This is a genomic window from Daejeonella oryzae DSM 19973 (assembly GCF_000422945.1).
Classification (GTDB): Bacteria; Bacteroidota; Bacteroidia; order Sphingobacteriales; family Sphingobacteriaceae; genus Daejeonella; species Daejeonella oryzae.
This window is the reverse complement of record NZ_AUHA01000007.1, coordinates 40,349-65,150: the sequence shown is the minus strand read 5'-3', so window position 1 is coordinate 65,150 and position 24,802 is coordinate 40,349. Positions and strand designations below refer to the sequence as shown.

Annotated in this window: 26 protein-coding genes and 1 pseudogene; 13 read left to right on the top strand and 14 right to left on the bottom strand. The window is 36.6% G+C overall.

All coding sequences use genetic code 11. From position 1 onward, the window contains the following. Window positions 1-46: 46 nt before the first annotated feature. From G521_RS0112405 to G521_RS0112370, 8 genes and pseudogenes are all read left to right on the top strand, one after another. Entirely contained in the window at window positions 47-757 is a 711-nt protein-coding gene (locus tag G521_RS0112405; protein WP_026898823.1) for a hypothetical protein, read from the top strand. A 239-nt stretch (window positions 758-996) separates the two neighbouring features. Continuing rightward, window positions 997-1,326 (top strand): hypothetical protein, encoded by a 330-nt coding sequence (locus tag G521_RS0112400; RefSeq protein ID WP_026898822.1) that lies wholly within the window; start codon window positions 997-999, stop codon window positions 1,324-1,326. Between the two features lie 9 nt (window positions 1,327-1,335). Then, window positions 1,336-1,935, top strand: coding sequence for a hypothetical protein (locus G521_RS0112395; protein ID WP_026898821.1), 600 nt, complete (start codon window positions 1,336-1,338; stop codon window positions 1,933-1,935). Window positions 1,936-2,088: 153 nt separating this feature from the next. Continuing rightward, window positions 2,089-2,565, top strand: coding sequence for a hypothetical protein (locus G521_RS0112390; protein ID WP_026898820.1), 477 nt, complete (start codon window positions 2,089-2,091; stop codon window positions 2,563-2,565). 231 nt (window positions 2,566-2,796) lie between these two features. Beyond that, window positions 2,797-3,357: a lysozyme inhibitor LprI family protein gene (locus tag G521_RS18050; protein ID WP_162141794.1), complete on the top strand. Its 561-nt coding sequence runs from the start codon at window positions 2,797-2,799 to the stop codon at window positions 3,355-3,357. A gap of 454 nt (window positions 3,358-3,811) precedes the next feature. Continuing rightward, window positions 3,812-4,273, top strand: coding sequence for a hypothetical protein (locus G521_RS0112375; RefSeq protein ID WP_026898817.1), 462 nt, complete (start codon window positions 3,812-3,814; stop codon window positions 4,271-4,273). A 48-nt stretch (window positions 4,274-4,321) separates the two neighbouring features. Beyond that, window positions 4,322-4,387: pseudogene (locus G521_RS18520) on the top strand (DUF1648 domain-containing protein); the annotation flags it as partial. A 188-nt stretch (window positions 4,388-4,575) separates the two neighbouring features. Further along, on the top strand, window positions 4,576-4,953 hold the full coding sequence (locus G521_RS0112370) for a DoxX family membrane protein (RefSeq protein WP_026898816.1): 378 nt from the start codon (window positions 4,576-4,578) through the stop codon (window positions 4,951-4,953). A 124-nt stretch (window positions 4,954-5,077) separates the two neighbouring features. Here G521_RS0112370 and G521_RS0112365 read toward each other — a convergent pair whose 3' ends face one another. The 6 genes from G521_RS0112365 to G521_RS0112340 all read right to left on the bottom strand — a co-directional run bounded on the left by G521_RS0112365 (window position 5,078) and on the right by G521_RS0112340 (window position 11,957). After that, window positions 5,078-7,666, bottom strand: coding sequence for a cation-translocating P-type ATPase (locus G521_RS0112365; RefSeq protein ID WP_026898815.1), 2,589 nt, complete (start codon window positions 7,664-7,666; stop codon window positions 5,078-5,080). 9 nt (window positions 7,667-7,675) lie between these two features. Beyond that, a complete protein-coding gene (locus G521_RS17170; protein ID WP_036679253.1) occupies window positions 7,676-8,683 on the bottom strand; it encodes a sodium:calcium antiporter in 1,008 nt (335 codons plus the stop codon). A 234-nt stretch (window positions 8,684-8,917) separates the two neighbouring features. Continuing rightward, on the bottom strand, window positions 8,918-9,304 hold the full coding sequence (locus G521_RS0112355; protein ID WP_026898814.1) for a hypothetical protein: 387 nt from the start codon (window positions 9,302-9,304) through the stop codon (window positions 8,918-8,920). A gap of 32 nt (window positions 9,305-9,336) precedes the next feature. Further along, window positions 9,337-10,179: a universal stress protein gene (locus G521_RS0112350; protein ID WP_026898813.1), complete on the bottom strand. Its 843-nt coding sequence runs from the start codon at window positions 10,177-10,179 to the stop codon at window positions 9,337-9,339. Window positions 10,180-10,214: 35 nt separating this feature from the next. Continuing rightward, window positions 10,215-11,060, bottom strand: coding sequence for a universal stress protein (locus G521_RS0112345; protein WP_026898812.1), 846 nt, complete (start codon window positions 11,058-11,060; stop codon window positions 10,215-10,217). Between the two features lie 54 nt (window positions 11,061-11,114). Further along, the gene (locus G521_RS0112340; RefSeq protein WP_026898811.1) at window positions 11,115-11,957 is read right to left on the bottom strand and encodes a universal stress protein; all 843 of its coding nucleotides are present in this window, start codon (window positions 11,955-11,957) and stop codon (window positions 11,115-11,117) included. Window positions 11,958-12,309: 352 nt separating this feature from the next. Between G521_RS0112340 and G521_RS0112330 the strand changes: the two genes are divergently transcribed. The 3 genes from G521_RS0112330 (at window position 12,310) to G521_RS17855 (ending at window position 14,959) form a co-directional block, all read left to right on the top strand. Beyond that, a complete protein-coding gene (locus tag G521_RS0112330) occupies window positions 12,310-12,753 on the top strand; it encodes an Hsp20/alpha crystallin family protein (protein WP_026898810.1) in 444 nt (147 codons plus the stop codon). A 266-nt stretch (window positions 12,754-13,019) separates the two neighbouring features. Further along, the gene (locus G521_RS0112325; RefSeq protein ID WP_026898809.1) at window positions 13,020-13,403 is read left to right on the top strand and encodes a hypothetical protein; all 384 of its coding nucleotides are present in this window, start codon (window positions 13,020-13,022) and stop codon (window positions 13,401-13,403) included. Further along, window positions 13,400-14,959, top strand: a complete 1,560-nt coding sequence (locus tag G521_RS17855) for a L,D-transpeptidase family protein (protein ID WP_051189734.1) — start codon at window positions 13,400-13,402, stop codon at window positions 14,957-14,959. The genes G521_RS0112325 and G521_RS17855 overlap by 4 nt, the downstream gene beginning before the upstream one ends. Before the next feature lie 23 nt (window positions 14,960-14,982). Here G521_RS17855 and G521_RS0112315 read toward each other — a convergent pair whose 3' ends face one another. The 8 genes from G521_RS0112315 to G521_RS0112280 form a co-directional block, all read right to left on the bottom strand. Then, window positions 14,983-15,384: a group III truncated hemoglobin gene (locus G521_RS0112315; RefSeq protein ID WP_026898808.1), complete on the bottom strand. Its 402-nt coding sequence runs from the start codon at window positions 15,382-15,384 to the stop codon at window positions 14,983-14,985. A gap of 3 nt (window positions 15,385-15,387) precedes the next feature. Next, window positions 15,388-15,831 (bottom strand): hemerythrin domain-containing protein, encoded by a 444-nt coding sequence (locus G521_RS0112310; RefSeq protein WP_036679251.1) that lies wholly within the window; start codon window positions 15,829-15,831, stop codon window positions 15,388-15,390. A gap of 2 nt (window positions 15,832-15,833) precedes the next feature. Then, window positions 15,834-16,601: an ABC transporter permease subunit gene (locus tag G521_RS0112305; protein WP_026898806.1), complete on the bottom strand. Its 768-nt coding sequence runs from the start codon at window positions 16,599-16,601 to the stop codon at window positions 15,834-15,836. Window positions 16,602-16,694: 93 nt separating this feature from the next. Then, window positions 16,695-17,399: an ABC transporter ATP-binding protein gene (locus tag G521_RS0112300; RefSeq protein ID WP_026898805.1), complete on the bottom strand. Its 705-nt coding sequence runs from the start codon at window positions 17,397-17,399 to the stop codon at window positions 16,695-16,697. 115 nt (window positions 17,400-17,514) lie between these two features. Next, window positions 17,515-18,762 (bottom strand): nitrous oxide reductase family maturation protein NosD, encoded by a 1,248-nt coding sequence (locus tag G521_RS0112295; protein WP_026898804.1) that lies wholly within the window; start codon window positions 18,760-18,762, stop codon window positions 17,515-17,517. Beyond that, window positions 18,741-19,781, bottom strand: coding sequence for a nitrous oxide reductase accessory protein NosL (locus G521_RS17160; protein WP_036679249.1), 1,041 nt, complete (start codon window positions 19,779-19,781; stop codon window positions 18,741-18,743). The genes G521_RS0112295 and G521_RS17160 overlap by 22 nt, the downstream gene beginning before the upstream one ends. 229 nt (window positions 19,782-20,010) lie before the next feature. Beyond that, on the bottom strand, window positions 20,011-22,005 hold the full coding sequence (nosZ, locus tag G521_RS0112285; RefSeq protein ID WP_026898803.1) for a Sec-dependent nitrous-oxide reductase: 1,995 nt from the start codon (window positions 22,003-22,005) through the stop codon (window positions 20,011-20,013). A gap of 130 nt (window positions 22,006-22,135) precedes the next feature. Continuing rightward, on the bottom strand, window positions 22,136-22,618 hold the full coding sequence (locus G521_RS0112280; protein ID WP_026898802.1) for a c-type cytochrome: 483 nt from the start codon (window positions 22,616-22,618) through the stop codon (window positions 22,136-22,138). A gap of 310 nt (window positions 22,619-22,928) precedes the next feature. Between G521_RS0112280 and G521_RS0112275 the strand changes: the two genes are divergently transcribed. Both G521_RS0112275 and G521_RS0112270 read left to right on the top strand, forming a co-directional pair. Beyond that, window positions 22,929-23,549 carry a Crp/Fnr family transcriptional regulator gene (locus G521_RS0112275; RefSeq protein WP_026898801.1) on the top strand — a complete coding sequence of 207 codons (621 nt, stop codon included), beginning with the start codon at window positions 22,929-22,931 and terminating at the stop codon, window positions 23,547-23,549. A gap of 31 nt (window positions 23,550-23,580) precedes the next feature. After that, a complete protein-coding gene (locus G521_RS0112270; RefSeq protein ID WP_026898800.1) occupies window positions 23,581-24,801 on the top strand; it encodes a hypothetical protein in 1,221 nt (406 codons plus the stop codon). Window position 24,802 lies beyond the last annotated feature (1 nt).

The window sequence follows — 24,802 nt, the reverse complement described above, 5'->3', positions numbered from 1 at the left end:
AAAGAGTTTGATAAAAATGAAATAATAACACATTATTTGATTAATCATGAAGATCAGTTATAAATACATTGTTATTGCAATTTGCATTATTGGACTTCTAGCTTCTTGCAATACTTTAGAGAAAGCTTCCACTCATGGCTTTAATAGTGGGTATTATAAAATGAAATCTGAAAATAAAAATTCCCAGAATGTTTATTTAGATATTACAAATGAGCAGATAGATGTTTATCATCACATAAAAAAACAACCGGATAAACAAATATTTTTGACAATTCCTTTAATTAAAACGGACAGTCTTATTGTTAATCCAATAATTTTTAAAAAGCAAAGCCTTGACATTGATATTACCTCAATTTTTTTAAAATACCGTCCATCTGTTTATGGGTTACCTGCACAGTTGACTACAGATTTAAACACTGCTTTATATACTGGTTGGAGGTATGACTCCTATCAAATAATAAGTAATAAAGATCCTTTAGGTAAAAATTCTTATAAAATTAATAATCGCGGATACGATTTTGGAGTTTTTGCAGGCCCAGGCACCACGTTGATTAGTTCTTTTTCTACCCGAAATAATAGGTCTGATGAATATAATGGAATGATAATTCAAGGTGGAATTGCTGGTTTTATAGAATTTAGCATAGCTAGTTTTGGATTCGCTGTAGGCTATGATTATCTTCTGAGTCAAGACAGAAAAATCTGGATATATAATAACAAACCTTGGGTGGGACTTGTAGTGGGTATAGCACTGAACTAAATTAGGTTTTCCGACATGTATTATTATATATTTTATAAATTGCTTAATAAGGAATAATAAAACTGGCTATAGAAGCACCTACCCTAATATGGGCTTTTGACTTCCAAAGTTACTATTGAGCAAAACAAACATTAGATTTTAAATCAAGTTTTGTGGTAAAAGTCCCGCCATTCGGGTAGCTGCAAACCGTTATGGGCAACCTTAACGGACGACACACCGGAAACAACATCTAAAATAATATGATGACAAAAAAACCGGCATCATTCAAAATATTTATTGCAATAATTTCTATTACAGCCTTAGTTTTCCTGGCAGCTACACTATTTTCCTATTATCGCATTGACAAGAAATACACTATGATTTTAGCTTTCTGTATGTTCGTAGCTTTTGCCTTTACGACTATCGGAATTTATACTGGCTTTAAAGAAAAGCCTGACGAAAATAAAGCTAAAATTCAAAATAGAGTTGGACTCGTTGGCAACATGCTAATATTCCTTTTTACCATTGGACTTATGGCATTTGTCTCATTATCGAAGCGAGCTGAAGATTCGAAGCAATCGTGCTATTGACTAATACAAATGAAAATAAAGACAGCCCAGCTTTTATTAGTTATTTCTGTAATCTGCATCAGTTGTACAAATCACGACAAAAGTATTGTGTCGACAAAAAACAATCTTGAAACATTAGCAGATAAAATAAATCCAGTATCTGTTAAAAAAGATAGCCTAAACAATAAACAAGTCGAGAGTTTAATCAATGAAATACGAGGCAATTTTAATCAAATCAATAAAATTACAAAATGGGATAAAATCAAAAAAGAATTTCTAGAGCGAACAAATGAAGGTGGTGAAGCAAAGTTTTTCTATTTGAACAGTGAACTTAAAAAAATAAGAACCGACCAAATGGGAGAAACCTTTCGTTTGGTAAGGGAATATTATCTCGATAATTCACGGCTCCTATTCGTTTTCGAAAGTTTTGAACAATATCATCTGCCTTTTGACAGAAGTAATTCCAAATATTACGAAAGCAGAAAATATTTTCATAATCATAAATTGTTTAGACGTATCAATTCGGGAAAAGCAGAAAACCCTTTAAATGAAGCTTCGGTAATTAATGACCAAAAAGAAATTCTAAAAGAGCTTGAAAATTTAAAAATATTACAACAAATCAGCCTATAACAACAGGTTTAAGTTAAGCCTTGAGCGAAGTCCGGACACAAAAATTTAAACCATTTATTTACATTAGTGCTATGGGTAAATTCTACAAGTAAATTTTGGCTCGACTTAAACCTGCAAACCGTTGGGCAACATTTAAAAAGCAACACAATCTCAATGGACGTGTTTCCAAGTAAAAGTTTGCTAATAGAATTAAGAAATGATAGAGCGACATCATTGGACGAATTAAGGCGCAACACAAAACTGACTAACAAATTGGTTTCTGACTACACCGACAAAGAGTTTATCGGACAGGTAGATGACTTCGGGTTTAAAATAATATCATCCGAAATTGGACGTGGGGCACTTTGTGTTTTTGAGGGTGACTTTCAAGACTCTTTTGGAACGGTTGAGATAAGAATAAATAGTGCATTTAAAATATTATTTTCTATTCTAATGCTAATGCCGGTTGTCGGGTTTGTAATTGCAATCGCCCTGCAAGGAATTGAAAAATCAATCGGAATTATTGTCCCAATAGTTATGGTGATATTATTTATCAGATTTGTTTTTCTTGAATTAAGTTTTCGGTTTATATCAAAAACAGGTTTAAAGAAACTAACTAGAATAATTGGATTGAAGGAAGTAAAAGACTGAATTTAATTTGGAGCAACATAGTTTTATCAAACTAGGATTTGACCGCTGATCGAATGCATGATATAACAAAACGAGGACTAACATCAGGTATGCATTATGCCCGGGCAATGTGGTTCTTGTTCTGTTCTGCTTTTTAATTACTTTAGTAATAGGGCGACAGTGATGTGCCTTCTATCCGCCGCCTTCGGCAATAACCTAACCGTTATGCCTAATGCTAAAACAGAATATATTATGACGTTAAAGACAATAACTCTTGCAATATTCGGTCTTATAACTGTGCCTTCATTCGGGCAGGATAACAAATCAAAGGAAAAACATCCTATTGACATCCGACTAGATAAATGTCATACCATCAATTCAAATCAGACGACTTATGGAATGATGAACTGCGAAGCAATTGCCAGAGATGAATGGAACATTGAAATGAACAAGTATTACAAACTTCTCATGGACACTTTGCAAACAGGCGAAGGAACAAAACTAAAAGCATCACAAAATGCCTGGTTAAGCTACCGGGACAAAGAAATGGAATTTTCTGGTACAATGTACTATAATATGCAAGGGACGATGTGGCGTGTGGAAGCCGCCGGACGTTCTTGTGAAATTGTTAAACAAAGAGCATTAGAAATAAAAGGGTACTACGACATGTTAACGATTGACAAATATGCACCAGGCAATGTATATAAAAAACAAGCTCATAGAAAAAGGATTTATACTGGCTGGAATAATGAATATTTCAGGAGTTTTAATATTTTCAAGGTTTTTCAGCAATGCTGTTATACCAGAATATGATACTCAGGCTATGTCGAATTTCGGACTGTTGATGATTGTGGTTTGGGGTTTTATTTTTTTATCAGTATCCAAAAATTATGACAAAATACCGCTTCTAATTGGAGTCTTTATAATCGAAAAGCTGATCTATGCTTTGCATTGGACAAATTGGGTGATGCACAACAGTATATCAGAAGTTTTTGCGAAAGATAAAATGGCAGGCATATATTACGCAATTTATGGTATTAATGATTGGCTTTTTTTCCTCTTTTTTCTGGTTGTATTTATACAGCTAATTCGTGCAAATAAATAATATTCAGAAATTAAATGAACTTTATGTATTACCTCAAAACTTTAAAATGTTGGGGCATTTAGTCTGCCAATTAATAACGAAACTGCTTTAGCCTAAACCGTTTCAGGCTGATTGACCCAGATCAATAAATTGAAAAATTTCATTTAACAAATATTAACCATTATGAAAAAGTTACAATACAAAATAAACATTAATGCTCCTGTGACCAGGATATATGATTTTATGCTTGGCATTAACAAAAAATCAACTTATGAGCAATGGACTTCTTTGTTTAACCCGACATCTACCTATGAGGGAACCTGGGAAAAGGGAAATAAAATTCTATTTATTGGAGTAGATGAAAAAGGAGAAAAGGGAGGAATGGTTTCCAGGATAGTTGAAAACATTCCCAACCGGTTCGTTTCGATTCAACATTATGGTCTTGTAAAAGCTGACAAGGAAATTACAGAGGGACCAGAAGTGGAAAAATGGGCAAACGGATTTGAAAACTATACCTTCGATGAAAGCAATGGATCAACTTTAGTTACAGTTGATTTAGACACGACAGAAGATTTTTTAGATTATATGAATAATACCTATCCAAAAGCTCTCGAAAAGCTGAAGGAAATGTGTGAAATACATTGACCCCATACTAAGGACGAAGAAAGACTGACATGATATAAAAGCGGATAGCGTATTCCGATACATTATAATGGAGCAGGTCAGGCTGACGGGTTTGGGGGGAAGCGACTATTTTGACTTTAATACTGATTTTAACCATTTTATATATCGGATTAATGGGAATTATTTTTATTCCGCTGATTTATTTTGTGATTAAATCATTCAAGATAAAACCTTGACGAAAACTTGTAGCCATCCATATTTAAGGGTTATTCTAAATGAACATTTATATAAATTCCATATATATATTAGGCAATAGCGAAACCATGAAAAATAAAATTTTATTTGGAGTAAGTCTCCTTTTTGGATTGATGTTTATTAATGCCGGACTGAATAAATTTTTTAATTATATGCCTCCGCCAGAAAATTTGCCGGAAAACCTGATGAAGGTAATGGAAGCGGTTATGACAATCGGTTGGTTAATGCCTCTTATTGGAATTGCCGAAATAGTGGGCGGAATACTTTTCATCACAAATAAATACAGGGCGCTTGGTGCAATAATTATTTTCCCGATCATGATCGGGATACTTTTAACCAGCATAATGAATGCCCCATCAGGGCTTCCTTTAACATTAATTCTTCTAGCGATAAATCTTTGGGTAATTATAGAAAACCGTGCAAAATACTTGCCGATGATCCAATAAATAATAAATATTCTCTTTAATAAATCAGTCAATTGCAAAAAAATGCAGAATCTAAAATGGAGGTTCAGAAATAATTAAAAACAATGAGACGCAAGCATTGAATTTGCGATATGCATAATCCGGCTTACTGAACTCCCGTACTATTAAAGGAACGTTTTCTCCTGAAAATAGCTTTCTCAATTTCTACTGCAAAAAATACGATTGAAGATGCCGCCCCGACCATTAAAAATTCTTTTAAGGTAAGAGCTTCTGTATGGAATATTGGTTGTAATAAAGGAATATACGTTATCATAACCTGCAGAATCATAACCAGCACTACCGACCCCAGCATCAGTTTATTTGAAAAAATCCCGATTCTGAATAATGATTTCGTTTCTGAACGGATTGCCAGAACATGTCCCATCTGACTCAGGCAAAGAACATTAAAAACAATTGTTTGCCAGTGCAGTCCGTTTTCAAAAGCCCATGCCTGCATAGAAAGCGCAATAGCACCCATTAATATCCCGACCCAGATCATATGAAATCCCCTGCCATTGTCAAAAATATTTTCCTGCGGAGGCCGAGGAGGACGGTTCATAATGTTTTTTTCTTCTTTTTCAAACGAAAGTGAAATTGCCGGCAAGCCATCTGAAACCAGATTGATCCACAAAATATGAATTGGTAACAATGCAATGGGTAAACCCAGCATTGGTCCTAACAGCAAGGTCCATATTTCACTGGAATTTGTAGTCATCAGGTATTTAATAAACTTGAGAATATTATCATATATCCTTCTCCCCTCGCGTACAGCCCTTACAATGGTCGAAAAATTATCATCCAGCAAAATTATATGCGCAGCTTCCTTTGAAACATCTGTACCCGTAATTCCCATGGCGATACCAATATTTGCCCTTTTTAATGAGGGTGCATCATTTACTCCGTCTCCGGTCATTGCCACATAATGTCCCTTTTTTTGCAGCATTTTAACAATACGCAGTTTTTGCTCCGGAGAGACACGGGCATACACCTTGATTTTTTCTATGACAGAAAGGAAACTGTCATCATCTAATTCAGCCAGCTCCTGCCCAGTAATTACCCTGTCTTTGTCGCTTAAAATTCCAATGCGGGCGGCAATTGTTTTAGCTGTTAGCGGATGGTCGCCGGTTATCATCACAGGTACAATACCTGCTGTTTTGCACTGAGCAACAGCTTCAGTAACTTCCTCCCTTGGCGGATCTATCATACCGGCCAGGCCCAGAAATTTTAAACCAAATTCATGTGTTTCAATATCCGGATTTTGCGGTATTTCATCCCAATATCGGTAAGCGAATCCCAATACCCGGAAACCCTGATCGGCCATACTGTCCACCTGCTTTAATAATTCAGGAAGATCAATATCTGCACAGCGCCGCAGCAGAACATCGGGGGCACCTTTACTGATAGAAATGATTTTATCATCATGACGGTGGAAAGTGGTCATTAATTTTCGTTCAGCATCAAAAGCAATTTCTGATACACGGGGCCATTTATTAAGGTGAAGGTTATGTTCTACCGCCACCTCTAATAAGGCAACTTCGGTACTATCTCCCCTAATAACCTGATTTTCTGTAATTTCAGCATCGTTATTAAGAGCAAAAGCAGCTAGAAGTAAGGCTATTTTTTCATCCTTTTTAACCGCGGATAGATTATCCCTTTCGTACAAATGTCCGTTAACGAAAACCTGCTCGACATGCATTTTATTTTTGGTAAGGGTTCCTGTTTTATCCGTGCAGATATAAGTAACAGAACCCAGAGTTTCTACAGCAGGTAATTTTCTTACCAAACAGTTTAGCCTGATCATTCTCCTGGCCGCCAGAGCAAGAGAAATTGTAATTACAGCCGGCAGCGCTTCGGGGATGGCAGCAACCGCCAATGAAATGCTGGTAAGAATCATTTTTGTGATTTCTTCTCCGCGAAGCCAGCCGGCTACAAAGAACAACACGCATAAAAATAAAACCAGGATAGAAAGCTTTTTCCCGAAAACGGCCATCCTTTGTTGTAAAGGAGTTAGAGTTTCGTCTTCCTGGAGCATTTTTGCAATACGGCCCAATTCCGTATCCATTCCCGTTCCTACAATTACGCCTTTTCCCCTTCCATAAGTTACAAATGTGCCTTTAAAAGCCAGATTACTTTTGTCGCCAATAGGCAAATTATCTGTTTCCAGACCCTTTGTAATTTTATCTGTTGCCAGAGATTCGCCTGTTAAAGCCGCTTCTTCAATTTTTAAATTAACAGATTCAATAATTCGGATATCTGCCGGAACGGCATTACCTGCTTCCAATAGAATTACATCTCCGGGAACCAATACATTTGCGGGCAGCCAGGATGTATTTCCATCCCGCAAAACTCTGGCCTGGGTTACGGACAGTTGCTTTAAAGCCGCCATTGCTTGTTCGGCCCGGTATTCCTGAAGGAAACCAATAATGGCGTTTAATAAAACTATAACCAGAATAACTATGGTATCTGTAAGATCTCCTATAACCCCAGATATAATCGCGGCAGCCAGCAAAATCAGGATCATTACATCCTTAAATTGAGACAAAAATATTTCGATAATACTTTTCTTCCTGCCTTCCTCTAACTCATTGGGACCTGCCTGCAGGAGCTTTTCTTCCGCCTCACTTGAACTCAGGCCTTTGGCATCCGAATTTAGCATCTCTAAAACTTCTTCTATACTTAAGCGGTGCCAGTTCATAACAATAATTTATCTCAGGCTGTAATGTGCCAGCATGAGCGATATATAAACCAGAATAAGGAGAATTGCATCTATGCCCAATGCAAATCGTTTGGAATGCGATGAATAAAGAATACCAATACCAACCACTGAAGTCATTAATAAAGTTGCAAGTCCGCTTAACGCATGATTTTCATTAGCCACTGAAAGAAGAGGCCCTTTTGTGTACAAAAAATCATCCAGAGCTAAAATGAGCATATTGAAAATATTGCTGCCCAAGAGATTTCCTACTGCTATATCTATGCTCCCCAGTTTAACGGCAGCAACGGCTACAACTAATTCTGGAAGAGAGGTAGCAGTAGCTACCATAAATGTTCCTACAAAAGATTTACTCAGACCGCCTTGTTCGGCAAGGCGGTCAGCAAAAAAAGGCAAGGCTATACCTCCTATAATAACTAATAAGGAAAAAAAACTGTATCGTTTTATTGCATGTCTCAGACCTATTTGTAAATAGGTATTATGAATTACGGGGATGGTTTTATGATCATTTGTTCTGATTTCATTTTTGAAAATAATTCGTACCGAAATCAGATATAATATTACCAGGAATAAAGAAGAACTGCTGAACCACCCAATCACCGGAACCACTGTGCTGAAAATAATTGTAATTACCGAAAGTGTTACCAGAAAAATTGCTGCTAAACCTGCAAGTACATGGCTCTTGGTAACTACAGAACTTATAGGTCTGACCGGAATAAAGTAATCCAATACAGCAAAAATTAGCAGGTTAAAGGCACAGCTTCCCAGGATATCTCCCACAGCAATATCAGGTGTATCAACTATTAAAATGGAACTTATGCCCGTAAATAATTCGGGAAGCGAAGTAACCGCAGCCATCAGAATTAATCCAAACCAGGCTTTGCCCATGCCGGTTAATTCCGCTATGACATCTCCGTATTTAGCAAGTTTAGATCCGCTAAAAACAATAATAGCGGCACAGGCTAAAAATCCCAGAATGCTTAGGAATAAGTTGTCCAATTTTATTGTTTGAAACCCGGATTAATCCCTGGTTAATCATCACTATAATTACTATTCTTTATTTCCCAAAATGGATTATTATTTCCATTTCAAGCCATTCCCGTTGTGCCGGATATGCACTAGTTAATCATGCAATGCCATACTCCGCATAACATCCATTTAGCTGCTCAATCCCCAATACGGTCGTATTTTATTTAGGAAATAAAATAATGAAGGCTTGCTTTAACAGCGTATTCAGTTTTTAAGCAGAATAGTTAATTTTTCTAAAAGAGCCCTCTCCTGTTCATTCTTTCCGTGAAATGCATCAGCAATAGCCTGCGCTGTTTTCATAATCCGGCCTTTAATTTCATCAGTAAATTTTGATTTGTTTTCCTGATAAAAATCCTTAAACGACTCAAAAATATCTTCCTCCGGAAGTTCTGATTCTTCATAATCGAAACTATAATCTATTTCATAAGCCAGGTCAGTTCCGTACCTGTCGGTAAAATTCTCCATGGGCTTCCAGGTATCTTGAATCAGTTGATTTAATGATAGCCGCTCTGCCCGATTTACTTTACCATCAACTGATGCAATTAAAAAAAACAACTTTCCTAATTCTGAATATAAATCCTGATAAAACATAATCTGATTATTAATATTAATAATGAAGTGAATTAATTTTCTAATTCAGGTATTACCAACAATGGCAAATGTGTAACATAAGCCATTTTTTTTGTAAAACTTGCGTGAAGAAACCGTTTAATAAAAGTCTTTTTGCGGCGAAGCATGACCAATAAATCATAAGGTATTATCGTATGAAGATTTTCCATTGTTTCTGTTACTGATAATGCTTTTACCCGTTGAAAATTCAATTCAACAGGATAAAACTCTTTTCTCATCTCTGAAACGTATTCTTCAAACTCAATTTTTGCGATATTCTCATCTGCAGCTTCTTTGCAAATGTGAACGATAGTAAATGAGGCATCATAATAATGTGCAAAGGAGCGCATGCTGTATATTGCCTGCTTATCTGTTTTTAAGCAGTTATCTGCAAAAGCGATAATTTCAGGTTCTTTCCATTTATACTTTTCAGGAATTAAGAGTACCGGAATACATGATTTTTCTATAATTTCTGATGTCAAACTGCCTATAATTATTTTTTTCAAACCTCTTGCTCCCTGGGTTCCCATTACAATTAAATCAATCTGGTTATGCAATGCAAATTCCAAAATATTAGGTACAAGCGGTGTGTCGCCCAGCCCTACTGAAATCAGAATACCTGGTGTATCTTGTAACACTTTTTTTTTTAATCTCAAAAGTCTTTTAACAATGATGATTTCTGATTCAGTAGTATAGTTATTACTGTATTCTTCTGATTCTGTTGATTTTTTTTGGTGCGGGGTGATTCCATGATAAAGAAAAATCATGCCTTTGCTTCTTTTTGCTATATCCAATGCAAACCGGAAAGCTTTTTCCGATGTGGGCGAAAAATCTGTAGGCACTAAAAGTCTTTTCATAGTATCTTCTTCACTAAAGAAAATTTGAATTATTCTCAGTTAGCAGGAATAGACAGCAAAGGAATTTTTGTGTGATAAGCCATTTGCTTGGTTAAACTGGGATGAAATAAGGAATCAGGGAATTTCCTTTTATGAATAATCATGGCAAGAATGTCTATCTCATTCTGACCAATATAGTCCTTCATTGTTTTTTCAAATTCATGGCCAAAAAAGTGTGTTACAGTAAGCGTTTCTGCATGATATTGCTCTTTTAGCATGCGTTCATACCGGGGAATTTTACGGGTATTTTCCAAATAAGTAATTGCTGTATCTTTTTCATCATCAGTAAAAACTGCAACTTCTACCTGAGCTTCAAAAAATAATGCTATTTCAAAAAGAAAGTCCAGTTTAATTTCCTCATCTAACAGGTTATTAATAGCCATCAGAATTTTTTCCGGTTTTTTCCATTTGTATTCTATAGGTATTGCCATTACCGGAATTTTACATTTTCCCATAACATCAGCTGTTTTGCTTCCTCTAAACTTTTCTTTAATTCCGCTTGCGCCGGATGTACCCATTATTATGAGGTCTATATTTTTCTCTGTCACCGCCTGAGTTAACGCTTCATTTAATGATCCTTTATAAACGTAACCTTCAACTGATATTCCATCCTGCTGCAGAATTTCCTTTTTTAGGTCGTTCAATTTTTGTTCTGCCTGCAGAAAAAGACTTTGATTAAATTCGGTGTTTACACCCTGGTAATCCGTATACAAACTTCCTGATGATTCAAAAGAATGGATTAGTATCAGGTTTGATTTTAGATATTTGGCGGATTGGACTGCAAAATCAACAGCATTAGCAGCACAAATTGAAAAGTCAGTAGTAATTAATATATTTTTCATCGGAGTAAAATTTAGCAGTCAACACAACTTTCATTTTTATCTGTCGGCAAACAATTATTTATTGTGAGCAATGAATAAAGGAGTATCCAGCTCTTTCATTAAAACATCTGCCATACTGGTTTTAAACCATCTAGACAATTCACTCCGACGATATGCACCTAATACCACCAGTTCGTTTTCTTTATAATTTCGCAAATGACCCAAAATCTGCTTTTCGGCATCTCCCTTATTGATTATATAAGTAGCTTTCGGAAAATGTCTCTTGATAAACTCCCTCATTAATTTATTATCCGGAAGTCTTAATGTTCCCAAAGAGCGATCTTTTACAGTGAAAACTTCAACAGGCACATCCGGCAGATTTCCAAAAAGATAGCTGAACATTTTTATTGCGTAAATGGACGAAGGGCCTCCATCATATAACAGAACAATTTTATCAATCTTCTTAAAAGCGCCCGGCACCACCAGTACCGGACATTGTACATCGGCCAGAAAATCTTTCATAAAATGTGTAGGAGGACCTTCTTTGGTTTTGGCAAATGTTTCATATTCATTAATAATTACCAGATCTGCAAACATACTCTCATGCTGCAACTCCTGTTCTACAAAGCTTATATCGCGATGGATGGAAAATTTGATCTTCGCTTTCTCACATGTTTTTTGAAAAAGTATGGCGGCTTCATCCCTTTTCTTCTTGTCCTTGGCGTCAAGTTCTTTGATTACTTTATCAGGATTTTTAGAAGTTGTAAGCACTTTATACAGATTATAGTTTCGGTAAAAAAATTCATCCAGAAAAACCCCTACTAAATGTGCATCAGCAATTTTTGTTAGCTGTATGGCATATTCCAAAGTACTTTTTGACATTTTAAAACCATCAAATGCAGCTAAAAATTTTTTCATATGAAATAGCTTTCGAGGAAAAATTTATTTGTTGGCGGATTATTGATCTCAAAAATTTTGATCCCAATCCAAAACATAATAATCAATGCATTACCGCAACAAATTATACAGTAAAAATATTTTATAGACTGAGGATTAAGAATGACCATCATCATTGAATTGTATGATTACCAATCGAAAATTAAAGTGATTCAGATAGGAAAAGTTGTTTTTAATTACTAATCCGTTAATGAAATTCTGCAGCCTGACCAATCTCATTGTTTCGCCTGACCACTGTCTTTGATCGCTATTGCTGATAAAAATACATTTGTTAAACAAAAACAATTGATTTTAAAACCAAAAGGAGGTGATCATGAGAACTCAATCATTAGCCAAAGCAGCCGAAAGAATGCCGACTGTATTTGAAGATTTATTCAAGCCATGGAATGAATGGTTTGATGGCGGTAATTTATTAAACAGGGTTATGAATGTTCCGGCAGTAAATATAACCGAGAGCAAAGATGAATATCTGGTTTCTCTGGCTGTTCCGGGAATGAAAAAAAGCGATTTTAAAATTGATCTGGAAGGCAATATGCTAAGCATCAGCAGCGAAAAAGAAGAAAGCTCTGAAGAAAAAGATAAAAGATTTACACGCAAAGAGTATAGCTATTCCTCTTTCAGCCGCAGTTTTTCATTGCCTGAAGAAATTAACCAGGAAAAAATAGAAGCTAAATATGAAGATGGCGTTTTGAAAATTTCACTGCCCCGCAAAGAAGAATCTAAAAGACATCTGAATAAACAGATTTCTGTTAAATAAATTCTGACGAATAAAATCTTAGCACCCCGCCATTCACTGTCGGGGTGTTTTTATGGATTATATACACGATGCAGATTTAAATTCTTGATGAGTTCAAATCTGATACTATTTTTAACACCGGTATCATCCATATTTAATTTAATTATCAGAATGACTGAAGGTGAACTGTGTAATTGACCAAAATCAGGTATTTTCCTGATGAAAATTCTTAGACTGGCTTTTCAACAACAATATCTTTACAAGTTATATATTCATACAAACAAAGTATGCCAGCGTCTAAAATAAAACAAATTAAGTATGAAAGCGAGACCTGGAAACGCTTGCTGTCTTTTATGATGGATGAAAATACTCATCTGAAAAACAGGCTTGCTGAAATACTCAAAGACGATTTTGACACCAATTTACTGGAAGAAGTAGAGCGTTTTCAAAGCAGTTTTATAAAAGAAGACCTGCTTATTGGCTTATTGCGAAATGACATTGCAGAAATTGACGCATTGCTAAAAGAACGATATGAGGATGAGATAATTCTGAATATGATAGATTTTAAATTAAAAAGCCTCCGTAATAATATTGTGAATGCGGAGAAACAATTTGGTAATTTAAAACTCTCCTTCAATCACTACATGTCAAAAAAAATGAAATACGGGTGAAGCACAAAAAAATAAAAAACATACTTCTTTTACTTACAACATTTTTCTGGAGTATTGCTGCGGTTGCACAAATGACCCCGGATGATTTGCATAAAATAATTTCAGAAAACAGCTTTAATAACGAAACTGAAATTAAGGAGTTTTATTCCCGTTTAAACTACACTAACGCATGGATTAAAAAGGGCAATACCCTTAATCTGGGCATATTAATTAGTTCTTTAAAAAAGTCCGCCGAAAACGGTCTGAGAGAAAAAGACTACCACTTTGATTTTATCCAATCTTTTCTAAATCGTAAGGTCAGTTTACAAACCAAAGAAGATTCTCTTAAAGCTGAAATACGCTTAACTGATGCCGCAATTCACTATTACAGTGATATGGTATATGGAAATACTATTCCTGTCCTGGGATTTAACGGGCTGGGTTATAAGCCCAATTGCTTTAATATATCAACTGTACTGGCAGACCATATTTTAAAGAATAATTTGCAGGAAATAATGCTTCAGTTTGCACCTGCCTCTACAGAAATTACCATAATTCAGAGTAAAATAAAATGGTATCTGGCCATTATTAATCAGGATAATTTTAAAGAAATTATTGTCAGATCCAGGGAGGTAAATGAAACGAATACAAATCTAATTTTCAAACTTTACCAATTGGGATTATTGGATACCGCAGCAAGCAAACTATCCCCAAGAATTGTAAGAAAAAGCCTGCAGGAAGCACAGCTACAGTTTAATCTGCCGGAAAATACCGTTCTTGACGATGCTATTCTGAAGGAATTAAATGTGCCGCTTGCGTGGAGACTTAAACAATTAGATCTTTCGCTGAATTACTACAGATGGCTGAATTGCATACAACAGAATCAATCTGTAATTGTGGTAAATATTCCTGCTGCTTATTTAAAAGTTTATAAAAATAACAAAGTAATATTGGAAATGCGGATGGTAGTTGGTAAACCCGCCACACCCACTCCCACTTTAATCAGCCGGGTAAATGAAGTGATACTTTATCCGTATTGGCATGTACCGAAAAGCATTGCTATTAAAGAATTACTTCCTTCTATTAAGCGTGATCCTTCCTATTTAGATAAAAATAATTACCAGGTTTTGAATAAAGCAGGTAAAATCATGAATCCTTATTCCATTAACTGGCGGGCATTGAGTATGAGGTATTTCCCATATATCATCAGACAATGTACCGGCTGTGACAATGCCCTGGGATTGATAAAACTCAATTTTAACAACCCATACAGCGTTTACCTCCATGATACACCTGCAAAAACTTTATTTAAAAAGGATAGCCGATTTTTTAGCCATGGCTGCATGCGAATGGAGAAACCCATGGATTTGGCTCATCTTATATTAAAAAATAATTCTGTAGCAATTGATACAGTTAACCAAAAGGGATGTGTAAGAAATCAATCGCCAATTTCGGTTCTGGCAGATGAAAAAATGCCTGTATTAGTTTGGTATAATCCGGCAGGTATTGATTCTTCCGGCAGGTTGCTTTTTTTCGAAGATATTTACAGGAAATTTAACTGGGCTAAAAGAGAATAATAACAACGAACTTTTTCCCAAATTTATAAATCAGATGCTGTATCTCCTTTCCGGTGATCTGAAAGTTTTTGTTTTATAATTTTGGAGATACTAATTGCCCGAGACCCTGCCATCTCTGCTTTTTCCCCCTCAAAAAGCTCATTAACTGTTCCAAGAAATAATTTATTCCATTGGTCAAAATTAGCATCATTTAAGCGGGTTATTTGATCCAGGTGCTTATGCAGATTCATCGGATTTCCTGTATAGGACCCTGTATAAAAAAGAATATTTTCCCAAAAATTACACATGGCCGGTAAATGTGCTGACCAGTTTATTTGAGCAATTTCCTCAAAAATAAACCCTAGCTGTTTATCTGCCTTTACTTTCTCATAGAACGTATTAACCAGCAGTTCGATATCAGCCCGGTTTTCAATATCCTTTTTCAATTTTCAATGTGTTAAGGATACTATTTTTTCAATTGTTGCCCATTGTTCGTCGCTGCAGGTTTCCTGCATCTGCGGAAAAACTTGTCTTTCTTCTTTACGAATATGTGCTTCCAAAAATTTACCAAGCTGGTGCAGATGAGATTTGAGATCCGGATGGTTAGGTATCGACCGGAATAAACCATGTAATTCCTGATGCTCCTGTAAAATTGTTTCAATCAATAAATCAAGGTCTTTGGTTGTGCCTGTTACCAGTTTAAAAACCTTTTCTTCCTCTTCAAAATGCTTAATCAGCTCCTTCTCATAAAAATTTAAAGCATATATAGATTTTGATTCATGATCTTCTGGAAGACCTTTATACGCAGGCGCATCTTTTTGAATCAATCTTGCCAGTATTAAAGCTCCGTGATGTTCACGTGACAAGGGAATAAGTGCAGGATGCCGTTTCATACTTATAAATCTTTAGTGTTAAACTGACGGGTAGAGAACCATACCGGTAATGCTATCCATAAAAATAAAATTGTAACTGAAAATATTAAGCCGGTGGACGTGCCAAAGAAATCTTTAAATACAGCTCCGGTATACCCCATCATCGCGGAAACATCTAACTGAAGCAAGATTAATATCCTGCTGAGATCTATTGGATTAAGAGCACTTACCGCAATCATTGGTTTTTCCAGAGGGTAATCTGCAAACTGGAATAACAGGAACAGAACGAATCCATCAAAAAGTAATGAAAAATACAACCACAGCATTACTGCAACTCCAATTCCTTTTGCTTTATCTCGGGTATTTACAGTAGCTAATAAGGCTATAGAAACAAAAATAATGCTCAGCATGATGCCTACCATGATCATAGTGAAACCAATCATGTTAGCCTGGTAAATTAAAAGCGGAATACCTGCGCCTATTAAAAATGCTATAGAAAGCGAAGCGGCCAATCCGGAGAATAAACTTAGCCAGATGGATTTTCGTTTTAAAGGTTGACTTACCAGCAGCTCAACAAACTCAGCGCTGTTATACACATAAATGGTCGAAAAAATGAGGCTCACCAGGGGCACAACAATCAGGATAATATTTAACAAACTTAACAGCCCTTTACTGCTGTTATCTTCCAGACTAAATACCGTAAATGAGGATGCTAACAAAAACAGAGTATAAACAAGTACCATCCTGTTGCGCAAGATATCAGCTATTACATATTTTATTATTTTGGTCATTAAGGATCGTATTATGTAATGATTATTGGATATTCGTGTTAAGTTATGTGTTCTGAAATATAATGGCTGAAAGCTGGCAGCTAGAAAAAATACTTATTCATTCGTCATCACCCAGGCAATTGCTTTTGAAAGTTTATTTTCTCCTGTATCTTGTTTCAGGTCTTCAATACTTTTTTGGAAAAGCAATTTCCCATCCTGCATATAAATAATACGGGTTACCAGGTCATCTAACTCGCTTAATACATGCGAAGTGATCAAAACCAATTTACCTTTTTCCTTTTCGGCGATGATTTTTTCTTTCAATAATTCAGATGAAACCGGATCCAGCCCGGCTGTTGGTTCATCCAGAATAAGCACCGCAGGATCGAACAAAAAGGCAAGGGCCGCACTTATTTTCTGGCGGGTGCCACCAGATAATGTCCGCATTCTTTTATCCAGCAAATTGTGTAATGAAAAAGCCTGAATCAGATCGTCATCCAAGGCAGTTTTTTTATTTCTGATATCTGTCATCATATCCAGCACCTGACCGATGGTCATGTTATCCGGATACCTTCCTATTTGAGGCATGTAGCCAATCTCATCTCTGTATTGCCACTGGTTACGGATATTTTTACCTTTAAATTCTATTGTACCGCTATCTGGCACCACCATGCCCAAAATTGATTTTATGAAAGTAGTTTTACCGCTGCCGTTTGGGCCAATTAAAGCAATACATTCACCCTTACTACAAGTAGTGGAAACATGGTCAAGTGCTTTCAGTTTCCCGAATTGTTTACTGATGTTGGTTGCAATTATCATTGTATTTATTTATCGGGCTTTTAGCTATTAACCCAGTTATCCGCTTTAGAATAAGAAATCATAGAACTTCCACCTGTTCTGTTTCTTTTCCTGATTGCTGAAGATATATTTAACTTCAAAACGCTTTTTTCATCAACGGCGCTGTATCTTTCAAGTTTTCCGGTGTCAGACTTGGCAATATTTTTTCTGTTTTATCTAATAAAGCCGTTATAAAAGTCCGGAATAAGATCATAGCCGTTGGGTATTTTTCTACGATCATGGAAAACATACTTACCGGACGGTATGGAATATCGCCAATCTTGTCTTTATCAAGATCGTACCCCTCGTATTTATCCCAATAATTATTGGTAAACCTGTTTAACACTAAAGAGCCGTTAGTGCCAACATCAAATGTATTGCCTACAAAGTTATTCTGCTCCAAAACCACATCCATGCAACTTGCCTGAATCTTTAATGCCCAGCCGTTGTTCTCAAAAGTATTTCGCTTCATTAAAATGCGGTTGGCGCCTTCCATGTAAATGGCGCTTGTATTCTTTCTGAAATGATTGCCCTCCATGTAGCCGTCTGATATTTCTTTAAGCAAGATTCCATAGGCGGCATCGCCCCAGTTTTCTTCAAAATAATTGCTTAACATTTTTATGCGTTGTGAAAACATGACCGACACACCAGAGCCGTTGTTGCTAAAAACATTGGCCACATAGGTATCATCATTAGAAAACATAAAATGAAGGCCGTAGCGGACATTTTTTATGGAAGTATTGCGCCAGATAATTGAATTTGTTACGAACTCCAGATAAATTCCGTCGCGGTGTCCGGTTACCTGATTGCCGATAATACGCATACCTTCACTTTTCCAGCAATGGATACCGTTGCCGTTTTGCTGTTCTCCTTTACTGCTGGATATAAGCCGATTGTTTTCAATGGTGCAGTCCACACCATTTTGTGTGTAGATGCCAAAAAAAGTATCTTCAAGGATATTATTTTTGACGATAACTTTTTTGCTGTCGTAAATTTTTATGCCGCTCAGATCTTGCAGGCTTGAAATGCCAGAGCCTATGATTTTAAAGCCATCAACCACTACGGCGTCCGCCATTATGGATATGATTTCGTATTTTTTTTCTCCATCCAATACCGGATAATTTATTCCGATAAGAAAAATTCTTTTATTGATGACCAGGTTTTTCTCCTTATAGTGACCGGCATCCACCAGCACCGTATCTCCGGCTAACGCTGCTTCAAGGCCTGCGGTAACCGTTTTGTATGGATGACTTGAACCCACATGTATAGTTTTTGCCGATGTGGCATAACAAAAAAACAGGGATAATATAAACAGGCAATGTTTCACTTCTGCACGTCCTCCCATGTTATTTTGAAACCAGGATACTGGGGCAACATTTTAGTAAGGCTATCCTCCCGGCTAAAAGCGGCTATGTTTCCGTTCATAGGACTTTTTAATTTGGGGCTTTGCAAAAAATAAGCCTGTTCAACATTTGTAAGCTCATGCGGCTGGATGAAGTCTGTAAAATAAACCCCTGCAATTTCCGCTTTCCCTACTTTGTTAGAATCCATAAAAGCGTTCAAACAATGAGCATCATCAAATTTGTAGATTTTACCCTTTTGAGTTACTATTTCCGCACCAAAACGTTTATCGCTAATTGTCATTTTACAAAAATTGCAGTTATCCTGCCCTGTTCGGATGGGTTCGGGATCTGTACTGCAACCAGTAAGCGCCAATGTCAGAACACCAATAAACCATAAAGGCGTTGTGCCAAATTGCGTGATTATTTTTTTTCTCCTCCTCCATTCATAAACCACAGCTGATAATAGTAATGCACCCACGGCAATAAATATCCATCCGCCAATATCAGGTACAGACCAGGCTCCAAAATTTAATAATTGTTTATAGCCAATTAAAGGAGGCTGATAGGCCATTCCGGGCACTTTGATGGCTGCATCCGGGTTTAAATCATGTCCGTAACTATATTCCCATCTCCAAAAATCAACCATTGCCAGAATACCAAAAGCCACAAATAGCACGAATAGAATGTTCATCCATTTTCTTTTTGCAGCAATGGCCACAGCAATAAAACAAATAGAAAAGAACACAATGATATAGGGTAATACTTTAAATTCCACAAAATCATCTGCATGCAGGGTCTTCATACCGATGTAATGGTTCAGGCCATTAATAATATCCACGTTGCCGGCTAAATTATTGGCATAAATCAGCAATCTTAACCCTTCCGGGTATTGCGGAGCCATTAAATCTATTCTCCAGATCGGTGCAAATAAAACCACCAATAAACCCAGTCCGCAAATAAAAAGCGTGATTCTGGAAAGCGTAGTAAGTGTTGAGTTGTGAGTGCTGAGATCAACCTTCATAAATTGGAGTTTTTAACATCATAAAATCCTGTCCTGCTCATTTAGCAGTATGGATTGAAGCGAAATCCTCTTGGCTATCCTGAACTGAGTCGAAAAGGCGGCAAAAGGATTGTTGTGTAAAATCTGATGGATCGTTTAAGAAAAAAGTATAATCAGGAATTAGAAACTTGTCAGGCATTAAACCTGACAAGTTTTTAGGCAATTGCCCAATTAGCATGTTAATGAGGCACTACTTCTTAGCAGTAACTGCTGATTTAGGCTGGTTTGTACCTGTGCTGTAGCTTATTGCCACGTTGCTTCCCGCCGGAGAAACTCTGATATATCCCGACATTTCCTGGTGCAGAGCACTGCAAAAATCAGTGCAATACATCGGGTACATACCCGCTTTCTTAGGTATCCATTTTAAGGTGGTAGTTTCGCCCGGCATTACCAGTAACTCAGCGGTTAATGCTCCTTTAATAGCAAATCCATGCGGTACATCCCAATCCTGCTCCAGGTTGGTTGCATGAAAATATACTTCATCACCTACTTTAATTCCTTCAATATTGTCAGGTGTAAGATGAGAACGGATCAACGTAAGGTTTACATGTACTTCTTTACCTTTACGTACTACTTTAGTTTCGCCTTCTCCTTTAGATACGTAAGGATGGCTATTTTCTTCAATTTTAAAGAGTTTTGTTGAATTTTCGCGGATTGCGCTGGCCGCTATCGCCTGGGCGTAGTGTGGCTCTCCTATGGTCGGAAAGTCGAGTATCAACTGCATCTTATCTCCGCTGATATCAAACAATTGTGCACTTTGTGATAATTCCGGGCCAGTTGGCAGGAAACGGTCTTTTGTAATTTTGTTATAAACAACCATGTATTTTCCCGTTGGTTTACCTGAATCCCCACCAGGGATCATTAAATGGCCCGGAGAATAATATGTTGGCTGTCTGTCTAACACCTTTAAGGTCTTCACATTCCATTTTACTACCTCACTGGATACAAACATGGTTGAATAAGCATTGCCTTTATCATCAAACTCCGTGTGAAGAGGGCCTAAACCTGGCTTTTGAACTTCGCCATGTAAAGCTGCTTCGTATTTAATAACCGGAATTCCCTGATAATCTCCTTCAAAGGTTTTATTGGCGATTGCTTTTTGCATTTTATCAAAGCTAAATACCGGAAGTATTGCTGCCAGTTTTCCGCTGCCTACAATGTATTCGCCTGTTGGATCTACATTAACACCGTGCGGAGATTTAGGACAAGGTATCATATAAACCAATCCGGGGTGATCTTTAATATCCAAAACGGTTACTTCGTTTTTCATCCTAGAAGTTGCAGTGTGCGTTTTTTCGTCAAAACGGTTGCTTGCATATTTAACAGCTTGTTTTTTCCCTTTTCCCGCCTTAATCAGCTCTTCTGCTTTCTTCCAATTTACAGCCATGATAAAATCTTTATCATTTTTGGATGCGTTTACTTCAAGTAAAGTATTGGCCTGTTCGGTATTATAGCAACTAAAGAAGAACCATCCGGCCGATTTACCTTTTCCGGCCCGACTTAAATCGAAGTTTACGCCAGGGGTTTTCAATTGAAATGCAACATCCATATTGCCATTATCTTTATCTACACTTATAAAACTGATGGTTCCTTTAAAATTTTGTTTGTAGGTGTTGATGGGTACATCGCCATTCTGGTCATCAAGAGGAATACTGAACCGCGTGCCCGCAACAATATATTCAGAGTTTTCAGTAATAAATGGTGATGAGTGATTACCGCCGCTATTTGGCAGTTCTAAAATTTCTGCTGTGCGGAATGTCTTCAGATCTATACGAGCTACACGGGGTGTATTGTTTCCATTTACAAATACCCATCGGCCATCAATTACACTCTTTGTTTGCGACATAGATACGTGGTGCAAATCATCCCAGGGAACTTCGCCATGCGACGTGTTCAGCATTGGTTTTGTTTCTTCGCTATAGCCCCATCCTTTTTCAGGATCAACCGAAAAAACCGGGATTACACGTAATAACCGACCGCTTGGCAATCCGTAAACGGCCAATTGCCCGCTAAAACCACCGGATACAAAGTTGTAGTATTCATCATATTTGCCTGGAGCAACATACGTTTTGGAGGCTGCATCGCCACTCACAACAGAACCTGCATCCTTTGGCTTGCATGCGTTCATGCTTAATAATAATGCAAGGGCCGAAAGGCCAAATACACTGTTTTTGATTAGTTTCATTTTATCTTTTTTAAATTGGACAATTGAGCTTTTGCATTTTACAGGGCATAAAAATCCTGTTAAGCGATAATCGCTATTCATATGAATTATAATTTTCTGTAAAGTTTGGAGGAGCTTTAGGGAGCTTATCCTATTTTACGCCGTCATTTTTACGCATAAATTCAAGGAGATTTCTGGCGTCATCATCTGTAAGGCTTTGATTTGGCATCCGTACCAGGCATAATTCAAGTTGAGCCTGCAACTTAGGATCCTTATCAATCATTTCGTCGGTATTCGTGATGAAATTCATAATCCATTCGGGTTCCCGGCGTTCGGTTACTCCAGCCCATCCCGGGCCCACTAACCTTTCGTCAGTAAGTTTATGACAGCCCCCACATTTCACCTGAAATACTTTATTTCCAAGTTCTGCTTTTTCTGCATCTAAAGTGGCGCTAACATCAATTTTTGTAAACTTCCCTTCACCCCGCTGGGGATCATAAGACGGATTTTCATCCGTTTTTACTTCTTCTGAAGTGCTTTCATCAGCTGTATTATCGGAACTTTTGTTACCTCCGCAGGCAACTAAAAATCCTATAAAAAACACTACCAGGCTTAGTACAATCAGTTTTTTCATGTGATTTTATCTTTTATTTAAAATTTGATTATGCAAGTTTACCTATAGAAAAAATAGATTGTTATGCGTTCAATCATAAACTAAAAAAGAACGCTTATAAATCTAAAAAAGACCGTACCTTGCTGATAATCAGGTTTATTAAACAGAAGTTAACTCAAAGTTTAATAAGCATGTAGAAATTAAATCTACCAAGCAATCCCTGCATAAAAAAATAAGCAAGATCATATAATTAATTAATCCAAGTCATAATTGAAAGCTAAGCCCCGGGCTAACTTTGGTAAAGTTTATAAGCAGATAACTTTAATAACAAATGATTGAAATAGACCGATTATTAGCATGGGGAGCTACTTATAAAAAACTAAGTGCCAACGAAACTATTTTTAGTGAAGGTCAATCCTGCAGTTACTATTATCAATTAGTAAGCGGCAATGTAAGGTGGGTTAATATTGATGAAGACGGTAAAGAATGTATTCACAGCATTGTCGAACAGGGTGAATCCTTTGGCGAATTACCGCTTTTTGATGACGGTCCATATGCCGCAACTGCTATATCTGATACCAAAAGCGTAGTAATCAGACTTTACAAACCCATCTTTCTCGATCTGATTAAAGAGAATTATGAAATTCAATTTGCTTTTACGCGGCTGCTTGCAAAAAGAGTTCGCTTTAAATTATCAATTATAAAATCGTTCGGCTCTCATTGTCCGGAAACACGGATAGCAAATCTTCTCAATTATCTAAAATCCGAAAATAAAAACTTTTGTAATGATTGTAATCAGCTTAAATTAACCCGTCAGCAAATTGCAGACATGACGGGTTTAAGGGTTGAAACTGTGATCAGAACGATGCGCCATATGCATGATAAGGGAGAACTGACCATAGCAAAAGGAAAAGTGTTTTTTACCGATATGATTGAAGTCATACTCATTTAATTTTCTTTGATGTTATTTTGAGAAAAATTGCATGAGTAAATTCTTACACAGGTGGCTAACTGTTTCTTTTCTAAACCTATTGCTGGTTGCCGTTCTTGGATTTATCCTTCGCTATAAAATTGAATTTTCCCTTCCATTCATAGAACAGAAATACGTCTTACACAGTCATTCTCATTTTGCTTTTGCAGGCTGGATTACGCAAACTTTAATGGTGTTACTGATTCACCATTTAGCTTTAACACACGGAGAACAGATTCTAAAAAAATACCGCTGGTTACTTTATGCTAATGTAGTTACAGCTTATGGTATGCTCATAAGTTTCTTTTTACAGGGTTATAATTATTTATCTATAAGTTTTTCAACCCTGTCTATTCTGGTTTCTTATTGCTTTGCTATTTATTACTGGAAAGATCTGAACAGAATCAAGGAAAATAAAGTAAGTTCTCTATGGATTAAGGCCGCACTCGCTTTCGGTGTTTTTTCATCTTTGGGCACGTTTGGCCTGGCTTACATGATGATAAACCGGTTAACCGATCAGAACTGGCACCTGGCAAACATCTATTTTTACTTACATTTTCAATATAATGGCTGGTTTTTGTTTGCTGGAATAGGGTTGCTTGTATCCAGATTAGAAATTCTGTATAAATCCGTTAAAAATTTAAAGTTTGCATTCCTACTTTTTTGTTTTGCATGCATCCCCGCATACTTGTTATCCATACTATGGATACCCATGTCGGCATTTACTTATGGAATTATTATTTTCGCTGTAATTGCACAGTTGGCAGGCTGGTTTTTAATAATTAAGTTCTGGATCACAAATAAGGACATTGTAAATAAACAGTTCTCAAAACACGGTAAAATATTGTTGTTTCTTTCCGGAACAGCATTTTCAATTAAGCTGCTACTTCAGACGGCTTCTGTTCACCCAGCATTAAGCCAGTTGTCATATGGTTTCAGGCCCATCATAATCGGTTACCTTCATCTGGTCTTATTGGCTGTGACAAGCATATTTATTATTGGCTATATCTTTTCCTTTGAACTGATAGCTGTTACAAAAAAAATAAAAATGGGCGCTTACATTTTTATTGCAGGTATTCTTATTAACGAAATTCTTTTAATGTTACAGGGAGTTGCAGCTTTAATATATAATGTTGTGCCCCACATAAATCTGATGCTGCTTGTGGCTGCAGTAATTTTATTCACAGGAACTAGCATCATATTCCTAAGCATGTTAAAAAAGCAATATCAGTGAT

What these genes read in the sequence shown, in the direction of transcription:
- G521_RS0112330 (WP_026898810.1), top strand. Translation starts at nt 12,310, where the DNA reads ATGAGAACTCAATCATTAGCCAAAGCAGCCGAAAGAATGCCGACTGTA.
- G521_RS0112395 (WP_026898821.1), top strand. Translation starts at nt 1,336, where the DNA reads ATGAAAATAAAGACAGCCCAGCTTTTATTAGTTATTTCTGTAATCTGC.
- G521_RS0112280 (WP_026898802.1), bottom strand. Translation starts at nt 22,618, where the DNA reads ATGAAAAAACTGATTGTACTAAGCCTGGTAGTGTTTTTTATAGGATTT.
- G521_RS0112375 (WP_026898817.1), top strand. Translation starts at nt 3,812, where the DNA reads ATGAAAAAGTTACAATACAAAATAAACATTAATGCTCCTGTGACCAGG.
- G521_RS0112340 (WP_026898811.1), bottom strand. Translation starts at nt 11,957, where the DNA reads ATGAAAAAATTTTTAGCTGCATTTGATGGTTTTAAAATGTCAAAAAGT.
- G521_RS0112300 (WP_026898805.1), bottom strand. Translation starts at nt 17,399, where the DNA reads ATGATAATTGCAACCAACATCAGTAAACAATTCGGGAAACTGAAAGCA.
- G521_RS0112270 (WP_026898800.1), top strand. Translation starts at nt 23,581, where the DNA reads ATGAGTAAATTCTTACACAGGTGGCTAACTGTTTCTTTTCTAAACCTA.
- G521_RS0112405 (WP_026898823.1), top strand. Translation starts at nt 47, where the DNA reads ATGAAGATCAGTTATAAATACATTGTTATTGCAATTTGCATTATTGGA.
- nosZ (WP_026898803.1), bottom strand. Translation starts at nt 22,005, where the DNA reads ATGAAACTAATCAAAAACAGTGTATTTGGCCTTTCGGCCCTTGCATTA.
- G521_RS0112350 (WP_026898813.1), bottom strand. Translation starts at nt 10,179, where the DNA reads ATGAAAAGACTTTTAGTGCCTACAGATTTTTCGCCCACATCGGAAAAA.
- G521_RS0112365 (WP_026898815.1), bottom strand. Translation starts at nt 7,666, where the DNA reads ATGAACTGGCACCGCTTAAGTATAGAAGAAGTTTTAGAGATGCTAAAT.
- G521_RS0112400 (WP_026898822.1), top strand. Translation starts at nt 997, where the DNA reads ATGATGACAAAAAAACCGGCATCATTCAAAATATTTATTGCAATAATT.
- G521_RS0112370 (WP_026898816.1), top strand. Translation starts at nt 4,576, where the DNA reads ATGAAAAATAAAATTTTATTTGGAGTAAGTCTCCTTTTTGGATTGATG.
- G521_RS0112310 (WP_036679251.1), bottom strand. Translation starts at nt 15,831, where the DNA reads ATGAAACGGCATCCTGCACTTATTCCCTTGTCACGTGAACATCACGGA.
- G521_RS0112295 (WP_026898804.1), bottom strand. Translation starts at nt 18,762, where the DNA reads ATGGGAGGACGTGCAGAAGTGAAACATTGCCTGTTTATATTATCCCTG.
- G521_RS0112275 (WP_026898801.1), top strand. Translation starts at nt 22,929, where the DNA reads ATGATTGAAATAGACCGATTATTAGCATGGGGAGCTACTTATAAAAAA.
- G521_RS0112325 (WP_026898809.1), top strand. Translation starts at nt 13,020, where the DNA reads ATGCCAGCGTCTAAAATAAAACAAATTAAGTATGAAAGCGAGACCTGG.
- G521_RS0112390 (WP_026898820.1), top strand. Translation starts at nt 2,089, where the DNA reads ATGGACGTGTTTCCAAGTAAAAGTTTGCTAATAGAATTAAGAAATGAT.
- G521_RS0112355 (WP_026898814.1), bottom strand. Translation starts at nt 9,304, where the DNA reads ATGTTTTATCAGGATTTATATTCAGAATTAGGAAAGTTGTTTTTTTTA.
- G521_RS0112345 (WP_026898812.1), bottom strand. Translation starts at nt 11,060, where the DNA reads ATGAAAAATATATTAATTACTACTGACTTTTCAATTTGTGCTGCTAAT.
- G521_RS18050 (WP_162141794.1), top strand. Translation starts at nt 2,797, where the DNA reads ATGACGTTAAAGACAATAACTCTTGCAATATTCGGTCTTATAACTGTG.
- G521_RS17160 (WP_036679249.1), bottom strand. Translation starts at nt 19,781, where the DNA reads ATGAAGGTTGATCTCAGCACTCACAACTCAACACTTACTACGCTTTCC.
- G521_RS0112305 (WP_026898806.1), bottom strand. Translation starts at nt 16,601, where the DNA reads ATGACCAAAATAATAAAATATGTAATAGCTGATATCTTGCGCAACAGG.